We start from the raw sequence: 12,448 nt of genomic DNA, 5'->3' as shown, positions 1-12,448 counted from the left end.
AATATTCACTACCCACTATCATGCTGCATATGGTTGTTACTTTTTTAAGAAAGGTAATGTTTAACCTTCTGAATTGTTTTTGATATTCTAGGGGAACGGCTATTTTACCAAATAATAAACAAACTATGACAACTTTGGCAATACACGAATCTCCTCAATCATTTTTGATTGACATAATGGACATTCAGGGTTTGCATCAAAAGCATAATCAACACGCATCCAGCCTGCACATGAATCATTTGTGCAAGACCAAACTTTTGTTTCTACTTCTTCTACTGGTTCTTGCTTATTATTATAAGCCATTAAACCCCTCCTTTATTCATTATTATACGCTTCTTTTCACTTGAAAACAAAGGTGGTATTTTTACTGTATTATTATGTAATAAAAATAGTTCTTTTGTATGATTCAAAACCACTAAAAAATATTTTATAATGTAACCGGTTACAATTTTTGAAATGTATATCTCATACTGACTTGAATAGCTATATTCATGCTTTCAGCAGAGATTGCGTATTTTTCAAATTAGATTGTCCCCCTTATTGGCACCCAATTTTTAATTGGGTGTATTTTTTACGTTCGGAAAGCCTTAAATTTTAATCATGTGAAAATCAATAGTGTTAAAATTCGCAAGAACGAGCAAATCCGAATCGTCTAAGACTAAGCATTAGCCTCTTTCATTTTCGTACTGGATACCGATTTGAACCTCCTATTTTTTCCACTTTATGATAATCTCATGTTGAATCAAAAGATAACTAGTGAAACACGGAGATTGGAAAGCCATTTGTTTCATTGACGTTGTGAAATATGCTATCCTTAATTAGGACAATACAGAAAGGATGAATAGCATGCAATATCGAAAAATAGGTCAAACTAGTTTAGATGTTTCTGTTATTGGTTTAGGAACATGGCAATTTGGGGGTGAATGGGGCGTTGATTTTACCCAAGATCAAGTCGATGCTATTCTTGATCAAGCTAAGCAAGAAGGGATCAACTTATTAGATACAGCAGAATGTTACGGTGACCATCTTTCCGAAAAGTTTATTGGTGATTATTTAAAAAGAAACTCACGTGAAGATTGGATCATAGCAACAAAATTCGGTCATCATTTTCATGCGCCCTTTGAGCGCACACGCCATGTTGATGCAAAAGATGTCCTTAAACAGTTAGATACTTCCTTAAAAGCACTTAATACCGATTATATTGACCTTTATCAATCACATTCATTAACAGACGAAGAATTCAATAATGACGCACTTTGGACGATGCTAGATAAACAAAAACAAGCAGGTAAAATTCATACGATCGGTTTATCTCTACAAAACAATCCAAGTGTTTATCAAACAAAACAAGCTAAATCGGTTGGAGTAGATGCTTTACAAATCGTTTATAATCGACTAACCCAAGAGCCTGAGCAAGATATATTTCCTATAGCTGAAGCTGAACAATTGGGGGTTTTAGCTCGTGTGCCATTAGCGAGTGGCTATTTAAGTGGCAAATATCAACCAGGGGCAACATTTAAAAAAGGGGATGTCCGTTCGAGACATAATCAAGATGAACAAGCGCGTAAGCTAATGGAAGTAAGCAAGATCGCTGAAAGTGAAGTGCCTAATGCGGTTCCAATGGCAACATGGGCCTTGGCTTGGTGCTTACAACACGAAGCAGTAACTGCAGTCATTCCAGGCTGTAAAAGCCCTGAACAAGTTAGTAAAAATGCAGCAGCTGTTCAATTAGATCTCGTCTCAAAAGCTCATCCACAATTCATTAAATAATGTAAAGCTGTCGAGATTGTGCTAACCTCGACAGCTTTTAATGTCTAAATCTTCAGGTTCTTTATCAATAAAACGAAACTTCAATCAGGGGCGTTGACACGATTTTACAAGGTGACTCACTTGATTAGGACAGCCTTATTTAAAAGCACGAGTGGCTTGTACTGCTTTTTTCCAACCATCATACAACTGGTCACGTTCACTACGATCCATTTTCGCTTCAAATGTCCGATCGTGTTGCCAGTGGTTAATTAATTCCTCTTGACCTGACCAAAAGCCGATTGCTAAGCCCGCCAAATAAGCAGCGCCAAGCGCCGTTGTTTCATTAATTTTCGGTCGTTCCACCGGTACACCTAACAAATCACTTTGAAACTGCATCAAAAAGTTGTTCTTTACGACACCACCATCTACACGCAATCGTTTCACCTCAAGGCCCGCATCTGTCACCATCGTATCCAATACATCTTTTGTTTGATAGGCGATCGATTCTAAAGTTGCCCTAACAAAATGCTCTTTCGTGGTCCCACGAGTTATACCAAACATTGCCCCACGTGCATCACTATCCCAGTATGGTGTACCTAAGCCGACAAAAGCAGGGACAAAATAAACACCTTCAGTAGACATAACGCGTTCCGCATAATGCTCACTTTCATGTGAATATTTTATTAGTCGAAGTCCATCACGCAACCATTGAATAGCTGACCCTGCAACAAAAACGCTCCCTTCAAGTGCATAATGAACCTCACCATTCAGCCCCCAAGCAATCGTCGTTAATAACCCATGGTTAGAGTTAATGGGTTCTTGGCCTGTTAACATTAGCATAAAGCAACCTGTGCCATACGTATTCTTCACCATACCTTGTTGAAAGCATGCTTGTCCAAATAATGCTGCTTGTTGATCTCCTGTTGCAGAAGCAATTGGCACCTTTTCACCAAAAAAATGATGACGAATGGTATGCCCATATATTTCAGAGGACGAACGTACATCAGGCAATATCGATCGCGGTATATTTAGTAAATCTAATAACTGATCATCCCACTTTAATTCGTAAATATTATATAACATCGTTCTTGACGCATTTGAGTAATCTGTCACATGGACCTCCCCACCGGTAAATTTGTAAATAAGCCAACTGTCAATCGTCCCAAATTGAAGCATGCCTTTTGTCGCCTTTTCTTGTGCACCTTCAACATGATCTAAGATCCATTTGATTTTACTTGCAGAAAAATAAGGATCGATCAATAATCCTGTTTTATTTTTTATCATGTCACGATGTCCTTGTTCACGTAATTGTTGGCAAATCGCTTCAGTTTGTCGTGACTGCCACACCACCGCATGGTAAATCGGTTTACCTGTTTGTCGATCCCATACAACCGTTGTTTCCCGCTGATTTGCTATCCCAATTCCCGCGACTTGACTTGCATGGATATCTGCTTTTCTTAAAACATCTGCCACACAAGCTAACACGGATGTCCAAATTTCGTTTGCATCATGTTCTACCCAACCCGGTTGGGGAAAAAATTGTTCAAATGCATGCTGAGCACTCGCTATAATATCTCCTTTTTGATTGACTAGAAAAGCCCTTGAACTTGTTGTCCCTTGATCAATCGTTAACATATATTTCGCCTTCATTACTCATGCTCCTTTTTGATTTTCTCCAAAATTACCTTATATAGATGAACCCTACTCTCTATTTTGAGACAGGCATTTTACGGACGTTATCTGTGATAAATCATGTCATTAACTTAATTACACCTTACTATAACCTGGTTTGATAACGCCATTATCTCAAATACTCAACTAACTATGATTGAATTTTTCACTTTTATCAAAAGGCCAAACTTCCAGATGGAAAACTTCAGAAACTAAAGACCTCTTCTCTTCATATTTTAAAATGCGTAATTGTTCACACCGATCGTATATGATTTATAGAATAAAAAAACACCCACACCATGTTTATGGTATGGGCAAAGACTTGCGAAGGGATGCAGCTCGCTTGCTACTTTTATATCATAACCAATTTTGAAAGCGTTATCAATACTTTTTTGTAAAAAATTAAATTTTTTCTATCTTCCATAGGATAATAATCGCAACTTGTTATAATTTATGATAATATAAGTTAAAATCATTGCTCTTTTTATATGATAACGCTTTATATTTACCGTTTTGAAGATTTTTTAAGTGATTTTTCAGAAAAATTCATGTTATTATACCATTAGAGCTCTTAGCTTCAGATAATCACGCGCATCCACCTTCCCCCAAAAAATCAAACACTACCCACGCTATAAGAAAATTCTGAAAGGAAGTGATAACATGGAACAAAAAGAAATGCAACTTAACAAAATTACATTAAATCAAGATGTTGATTACTTAAACATGATTTTAGATGAAGTGTTGCGTCATGAAGGGGGCGAAGAACTTCTTGGAACAGTTAAACATTTCCGCGCCTTATCAAAAGCACTTCGTGATGATGAAAGTCCGAGTAATTTTGATCAATTCAATCAAGAAATTTATAAGCTCGACCCTGATTTACGTGAGAAAGTCATCCGTGCTTTCTCTGTTAATCTACAACTTTACAATATTGCAGAACAAAATTATCGCGGTCGACGTCGTAGACAATATCAAATGCAAGATGATAACACCCTTCAATCACGCTCTTTACAAGAAGGGGTCAATCAATTATTTGATCACAACATATCGATTGATCAGGTTGAAAAGGCGTTGGAGGACTTATCGTTAGAATTGGTGATTACAGCGCACCCTACAGAAGCTACACGTCGGACGATGTTAAGAGTTCATCAACGCATTGCTAAGCTCTTAAAGCAATGGGAATTCTCTTATACACGTTATGATAAAAAAGTTATCCAAGAAATGGTTGAAAATGAAATTACAATTCTTTGGCAAACAGCAGAAATTCGTGAAAAGAAACCTTCTGTAATGAAAGAAGTATCAAATGGCCTTTACTTCTTTGATAAGGTCCTGTTTAATATATTACCTGTTTTACACCAAGACTTGGAAGATTTATTAAAGGAAAAGTACAATCATGATTTTCATGTGCCAGCTTTTTTACGTTTCGGTTCATGGATCGGTGGAGACCGAGATGGTAATCCAAACGTTAAAGCCAAAACCACTTATAAGACATTAAAAGAACATCGTAAACTTGTGCTTGAAAAATATATCGATTCAATTGATAAATTGAAAGAAAAATTAAGTCAATCGACAAAGAAAGTGACGGTTAGTGAAGCATTAGTTGAGTCCATTGCTAATGATCAAAAAGAACTCCAATTTAGCGGTTGGCACAAGACTGATGAAGTTTATCGTGTTAAACTCGGGTTAATCTTGCGTCGTTTAAAATTAACAGCTAAAGATCAAGATGGGGGATATCGTGACGCCCATGCCTTACGTGATGACCTTTTACTTATTCAAGAGAGTCTCGATTGCCACCATCCTAAAGGGAATCCAATTAAATTGTTACGCCATGTCCTTCGTCAAGTTCAAATTTTTGGTTTTCATTTAGCTACTTTAGATATCCGTAACCATAGTGGTGAACATGAAAATACCATTACTGAAATTTTACGACAAGTAGGTATTGCCGATGACTATAAAGCGCTTGACGAAGAAGAAAAATTAGCTACATTAATTAAAGTTCTTGAAGATCCACGACCACTGATATCTATTTATGATGAATTTTCGGAATCCTCTCAAGAAATGATTGAAACATTTAGAACGATTAAAGAAGCAAAAGATACATTTGGTGAACGAGCGATTGAGGTTTATTTAATTAGTATGACACAGTCTGTTAGTGATATCCTTGAAGTACTTGTACTTGCTAAAGAAGTTGGTTTATATCGTGTTTATCCAGATGGAAAAGTCCATAGCCGCCTTCACGTGGCACCATTACTCGAAACGATCGATGATTTAAAATTTGGCCCTAAAATGATTAAACGTCTCTTTGATATTCCCCTTTATCGTAAGCACTTAGAAGCACGTGGTGACTTACAAGAGATTATGTTAGGCTATTCGGATAGTAGTAAAGATGGAGGAAATCTAACAGCAAATTGGGAACTCTATAAAACCCAGGATGAAATTCACTCTATCGCTTCTTCCTACGGTGTTAAATTAAAATACTTCCACGGGCGTGGTGGTTCACTAGGGCGTGGTGGTGGCCCATTGTATTCAAGCTTATTATCACAACCACCAATAACTTTAGGTGATGGCGTCAAAATTACTGAGCAAGGTGAAGTTTTATCTTCTCGCTATTTATTACCTGATATTGCTTATCGTAGTTTGGAACAAGCCACAAGTGTATTGCTAACATCTATTGCTGGTATTACCCAAACCGAAAAACATGCAGACATGCCTTCCGAAGAAGCAAGAAAAACAATGGCATACATTTCAGAAGCTGCTTTAAAGAAATATCAAGAACTTGTATTTGGTGATCAAGAATTCTTAAAATACTTCAATCAAGGTACGCCTTTAAATGAACTTGGTGCTTTAAATATCGGTTCACGACCAATGAAGCGAAAAGGAAGTGATCGTTTTGAAGATTTACGTGCGATCCCATGGGTTTTCGCATGGACACAATCACGCCAGCTTCTTCCAGCATGGTACGCTGCCGGAACAGGGTTAAAAACTTATCTTGATGAAACAAATAATTTAGCTTTACTACAAGAGATGTATCAACATTGGCCATTCTTTCAAGCAACGATTAATAATTTACAAATGGCTTTAACGAAGGCTGATCTTGAAATTGCAGATGCCTACACTGATATGATTGAAGATCAAACAATGGCGGTACGTATTTTCGATCAAATTAGAGATGAGCATGCGTTAACGAAAGAAGTGGTCTTAAAAATCGCACAACAAGACGATCTCATGGATCACCAACCAAATATTAAGGAATCCGTTAGATTACGAAATCCATTAGTCGATCCATTAAACCTAATCCAAGTTCAGTTAATTAACCAATTAAGGTCACTGGATGACAATGACGAATCAACACCATTGTTAGAGGAAGTATTGCTAACAATTAACGGCATTGCCGCTGGCTTACGTAACACAGGTTGATGCTATTGTTTAAACACCTAAAGGGAGCTCCTTTAGGTGTTTTCCTGTTAAGAATAACTGTTAACTCCTCCTATTGATGCAATCCCTGATAGCTAAATCTATATGCAACTGAAATGTAATCGCAATCATACAAAATTAGACAAAATCAGTCAATTTAACCCCGTTTACATAAGCTACCAATTTCATTAAACTATAATAGGGCAAAGGCACAGAGGAGGTGTAAGAAATCGAAGTAATTTATAACAAAGCTGGGCCTTTTTTAAATATGAATGCTGAAATAGAAAAGCTCAGATATGAAATGTACGATGTATATCAAGATACAAACGATCCAGAAAAGGTCGTTGATATTTCTCAAAAACTTGATCGACTTCTTAACCAGTTTTATTTTTCTAAATCTCCCAAAAAGAATCAATAAAACTTCGTGTTTGTCAGTCCTCCATTCATATCACTCGGCTCAATTGACTTTCACCTGTTAACCTACTTTTAATATAGTAGGTTTTTTTATATGTTTGAGGTTTATAAAACGAAACTTTAATCAGGGGGCCGTTTCGTTTTTTTCCCACTGCTTGTTAGTTGAGTCAATCAGGATATTAGCGGCCGTTAGCACCCACCTCAATCGATTGACCACTGCTCTCTATTTTAAGTGGGTGGTTTACAATCGTTTTACCTGTAGTGAAGGAATTGGTTTATACATCCCTCATTCCGGGCATTATCATAGTAAAAGTCACGCGTTTTTTAGATCTGTAAAGCTTCGTATTGATCGTTATTGATTATTTTTGATAAAAAATGATTGAAAATGATTGATTTATGAAAACGTTTCATTTATGATAGAAGTATAAACAGGTTATATTAAGGAATTATATTTTATACTCCATTTTTCACCTGTTTACTTTCTAATCCAATCAAGGAGGGTTTGAACAATGAAAATTACCGATTTATTAGGAAAAGACACGATTAACCTTGAATTATCAGCTGATTCTAAGGATCAGGCCATTGATCACTTAATAGACTCATTAGAACAGGCCAATAAGCTCTCAGACAAACAAGCCTTTAAAGCAGCTATTATCGAACGAGAGCAACATACTTCAACCGGAATTGGTGATGGTATCGCTATTCCCCACGCGAAATCAAGTGCGGTTAAGCAACCTGCCATCGCATTTGGCCGCTCACGTTCAGGAATTGACTACCAAGCACTAGATGGTCAGCCCAGTCACTTATTTTTTATGATTGCTGCTTCAGAAGGAGCAAACAATGAGCATTTGGATACACTTGCTCGATTATCAAGTATGTTGATGGATGAACAGTTCCGCGCTACACTTTTACAAGCAACGTCAGCTGATCAAATATTACAAGCAATTGACGAAAAAGAAGTTGAAAAACAAGACAACGCTGCAACTAATGGAAATAGTGATAAGCAACTTTTAGCTGTCACTGCTTGTCCGACTGGAATTGCCCACACCTTTATGGCTGCAGACGCCTTAAAGGCAAAAGCAAAAGAATTAGGCATCGATATTAAAGTTGAAACACGTGGATCAGGTGGAGCAAAAAACGTCCTCACAGATGAGGAAATTGCTGCTGCTGACGCCATCATCATTGCTGCAGATACGAAAGTAGATATGGATCGATTTGCCGGTAAAGTCGTTATTGAAGCAGGGGTTACTGACGGAATTAGAAGACCTGATGCCCTTATATCACAAGCATTAGCCGATGACGCCCCACGCTATCAAGGTTCAAGTCAAACGAGTGAACGTACAAGCAAAGCCGGGAAATCTGGAAATGCCTTTTACCGCCATCTCATGAACGGGGTTTCACATATGTTACCATTCGTTGTTGGTGGAGGGATCTTGATTGCACTTGGATTCCTGTTTGGGATCGAAGCCCATGTGCCTGGTGACGCTGATTATAACCGATTCGCTGAGGCGCTAAATACGATCGGTGGCGGAAATGCATTTGGTTTGATGATTCCTGTTTTAGCCGGTTTTATTGCAATGAGTATTGCTGATCGACCGGGCTTAGCCCCAGGTATGGTTGGCGGCTTTATGGCTGCACAAGGAGATTCAGGCTTTCTTGGTGGTTTAATTGCAGGGTTCTTAGCGGGTTACATTGTTGTTGCATTAAGAGGTGTATTTGCAAATATGCCGAAGTCATTAGAAGGTATCAAAACCATCTTAATCTATCCAGTGCTCGGTATTTTTATCACTGGAATGTTAATGTTCTTTGTTATTGAAATCCCAGTTAGTTGGTTTAATAATGCTTTAGGTGATTGGTTACAAGGCATGGGAACGACAAACGCTATCCTACTCGGTATTATTCTAGGTGGAATGATGGCCATTGACATGGGTGGTCCAATTAATAAAGCTGCTTATACATTTGGTATTGCAATGATCGCAGAAGGTTTCTTAACACCTCATGCTGCGATTATGGCTGGCGGGATGGTCCCACCACTCGGCATTGCTTTAGCTACATTCTTATTTAAAAATAAATTTACAGGTGAAGAGCGTGACGCAGGGAAAACAAACATTATTATGGGGTTTAGCTTTATTACAGAAGGCGCGATTCCTTTCGCTGCTGCTGACCCCGTTCGTGTGATCCCTTCATTAGTCGCAGGCTCTGCTGTAGCTGGTGCATTATCGATGCTGTTTAATATCGGTCTTCCTGCACCGCATGGTGGTATTTTCGTTATTGGCTTAGTTGAAGGTAGTGGTTTCATGTATTTACTTGCAATTATTATTGGCGCCATTGTTTCTGCACTGTTATTAGGCGCCTTGAAGAAACCACTTGAGCAATAAAACGAAACTTCAAGCAGTGGGGGTTCTTCGCCCACTGCTTTTTAGTTGAGTGAATCAGGACACTATCGACCGTTACCACCCACCTCAATCGATTGACCTCTGCTCTCTATTTTGAGACGGGTGGTGAATATTGAATGAACGAAAAGATCCTCCTACTTACAGTGACGTATGGATGTTAGAATATCCGGCTCTTGTTGGAGGTTCTTTTATTTTACCGACAGATTAGCAATTGCTGAATAATATCTGCCTGCAGCTCCATTCCATTTGCTTTCACACATGTCAGTGCTTGTTTCGTCTCTTCTTTATTCATTATATCTAACTTTACCTCTGGATAACGCGATAAATAATTAGGATCAAAATGAACCCCTTCACTTCCTTCAAAAACGGCTGCATAAAAAATATTCGATTCAACCATATCTTGAAAAAAGTGACTTCCATATGATAATTCAGGTTCAAAACCTTTTTCGGGTGAAGCAACCTCGCAAATGACATCAACATGTTGAATCTCACTAAAATGAACAGGAACACCTAAAGAAGGCGTGGATGTTCCCCAACGCCCCGGACCAATTAGCATAAGGGTCTTGTCTTTAAAATAACGTGTTAACTGACCAATTTGTCTTGCGACAGCGTATTTATTTTGTTCCATCAAATCAAGGTAACGCTCAACATCAACATGGATAATATAATCAATGGGTAGACGTATGTTACCACCCATAAAGTGTCCGGCTGTTTCAATCAAACAATCTTCGTCAGCTAATCGCTGTTTGATCGGAACTGTTTTTCCTAATCCTCGTGTTTGCAAAGGACGACATTGAACAAGATTTATCTTAAAAACATCTTCTGATGTAAAATTTCCTGTGAATTCAATATCAACGGGATAGGCATAAACATCGGATAAACGTTTAAGCATATCTTTCATTAATTGGGGAAAAGCTGTTTTGTTCAATAATCGCTTAAAATCTATAATATGAGGATCAGGGTGATCTTGATAACCTAATTCTCGTAGGCGCATCCCCGCTAAATGATCTATCGTTGCAAATAAACGACGATCTACATTTAATACTTGACTCAATACATGATCAGCTTTAACACTTGTTAATTGACACTCCCGAAGACTTAAAAGGTCAACCGCTTGTTGTGAATATTTCTTCTCATCTTCTTTGTGCACGAGTGGTTTTCGAGTTGGCTTATCAAGTGTGACTATTCTCGCATAATCGTCTACTGTTCGATCAACCGCACGTGTTCCTAAGCCGAATACAAGTCTTAACATGCCTGCTTGCATATCAACGTCCTTATCCCACACATATAAATTAGATGAATTCCCGACACCAGCAAGGTGTGGAAAGAAATAATCCTTATATTGATCACCTGATACACGTTGCACCAATATTGCCATTTGTTCATCCTTCATAGCAAGTCCACGATTGAGGCGATATTCTAATGCTTCCGGATTCATCGTGCTTGCATACACTTGGCGAATCGCATCCTCAAATGCTTGATAACGTTGCTCTGGTGTACCTTGGTTTATACAAAACACACTGTCATATTTCCCTGCAAAAGCATTACCAAAATTATCTTCTAGTAATGAGCTTGATCGAACAATAATCGGTGACTGTCCAAAATAAGCAAGCATTTGCGTAAACTGTTCTTTAATATGATTAGGAAACATACCCCTTAGTAACTTTTCCTGAAGCTTTTTTGCAAAAGGATAATAGCCTGCTTCTGTCTTTTGGTAAACACGATCTTTCCACCAACCATTTTGTACGATGTAAGTGTAAAAGATATCCGAACCTATATAAAACGAATCATGTGCTTCTAGATATGAAGAGAATCGATCTTCCGGGTCTGTTACTAATATTTTTCTTGCTAATAGCATCCCAACACTTTTTCCACCGATAAAGCCCGTTCCAATTTCCCGTTCGGCAATACGGAGAATATCAGCTAAAGTAAAATAACGATCACATAATTCAAACATACGTGATTGTTCACCAATTAATAAAGACATCAACTTACGCTTCATCTTATCTTTTTCACCATCTTTTACCGTTAAATACGATGCTGCCTCTTGAAACAATGCATCCCAATAATCGGGGCGCTCTTCAATTCGATTAATATGGCTAAATAATGCAGCAGCTTCTGAACTTGAAGTGATGCTTTTCACTTGATCTCCCTTAATTAAATGCGGAAAAAACATCGTTGGTGAGTAACGCTCCCAAACTTTTATTGGATGAATATAATGATGTTGATCAACTGAATAAAGATCAAGCAACACTTGTGTCGTTTCACGAATACGTGCAATCGTTGAATACGTATGCACATTACGAATCAAAGCAAAATAAGCAACGGTGTCTAATTCATATAAATAAGGACAACATACTTTAAAAAAATTTCCAATCATTAAATCGGAACACCATTGCTCTAATAAATCCGTTAAACAGTCAAATACATAGAAAACTTCAGGACCTTCTTCTTCAATTAAACGATGAACTTCAGTAGCAAAATATTCAAAACCTTGCGAAGCATCAACATGATAAACCGGAACAAATCCTTCTTCTAATAAGGGTTCATGTTGACCAAATCGAACATAGATAAGACGCCGTTGATCTGATAAAGCTTGATCGACATAAGATCGAACAACACGCTGATAACTGTCGATATGATCAACTTGCCAGACGACGTTATCCCCTAACCGAAGTCCATCAATCGTATGATCAAAACCCTTAATACCAGTCGACACCTTCTGAACCATAACATACGCCTCCTTATATATCTTATCTCTTCTTCAACTATACCTTTTTCTATTCCACTTTTTCTATGTTAAATAC

At 37.8% G+C, this 12,448-nt stretch carries 7 protein-coding genes; 4 read left to right on the top strand and 3 right to left on the bottom strand.

Going from position 1 to position 12,448, the window contains the following annotated elements; all coding sequences use genetic code 11:
- Positions 1-123 precede the first annotated feature (123 nt).
- The gene (locus tag JOE23_RS01170) at positions 124-303 is read right to left on the bottom strand and encodes a cold-shock protein (protein WP_204435463.1); all 180 of its coding nucleotides are present in this window, start codon (positions 301-303) and stop codon (positions 124-126) included.
- 543 nt (positions 304-846) lie between these two features.
- On the opposite strand from JOE23_RS01170, the gene JOE23_RS01165 reads away from it, so the two are divergent.
- Entirely contained in the window at positions 847-1,770 is a 924-nt protein-coding gene (locus JOE23_RS01165; protein ID WP_204435462.1) for an aldo/keto reductase, read from the top strand.
- A gap of 135 nt (positions 1,771-1,905) precedes the next feature.
- Here JOE23_RS01165 and glpK read toward each other — a convergent pair whose 3' ends face one another.
- Entirely contained in the window at positions 1,906-3,399 is a 1,494-nt protein-coding gene (gene glpK / locus JOE23_RS01160) for a glycerol kinase GlpK (protein WP_204435461.1), read from the bottom strand.
- A gap of 681 nt (positions 3,400-4,080) precedes the next feature.
- Here glpK and ppc point away from each other — a divergent pair.
- The 3 genes from ppc to JOE23_RS01145 all read left to right on the top strand — a co-directional run bounded on the left by ppc (position 4,081) and on the right by JOE23_RS01145 (position 9,623).
- Complete coding sequence (gene ppc / locus JOE23_RS01155; RefSeq protein ID WP_204435460.1) at positions 4,081-6,834, top strand: phosphoenolpyruvate carboxylase; 2,754 nt, start codon at positions 4,081-4,083, stop codon at positions 6,832-6,834.
- A gap of 265 nt (positions 6,835-7,099) precedes the next feature.
- On the top strand, positions 7,100-7,249 hold the full coding sequence (locus JOE23_RS01150; RefSeq protein WP_204435459.1) for an aspartyl-phosphate phosphatase Spo0E family protein: 150 nt from the start codon (positions 7,100-7,102) through the stop codon (positions 7,247-7,249).
- Between the two features lie 505 nt (positions 7,250-7,754).
- Positions 7,755-9,623, top strand: a complete 1,869-nt coding sequence (locus JOE23_RS01145; protein WP_204435458.1) for a PTS fructose transporter subunit IIABC — start codon at positions 7,755-7,757, stop codon at positions 9,621-9,623.
- Positions 9,624-9,834: 211 nt separating this feature from the next.
- Here the strand turns inward: JOE23_RS01145 and JOE23_RS01140 are convergent, their stop codons facing one another.
- Positions 9,835-12,372 (bottom strand): PEP/pyruvate-binding domain-containing protein, encoded by a 2,538-nt coding sequence (locus JOE23_RS01140; RefSeq protein WP_204435457.1) that lies wholly within the window; start codon positions 12,370-12,372, stop codon positions 9,835-9,837.
- Between the last annotated feature and the right edge of the window lie 76 nt (positions 12,373-12,448).

This window comes from Amphibacillus cookii (genome assembly GCF_016908375.1).
GTDB lineage: Bacteria > Bacillota > Bacilli > Bacillales > Amphibacillaceae > Amphibacillus_C > Amphibacillus_C cookii.
This window is presented reverse-complemented; position numbering and strand designations above follow the sequence as displayed.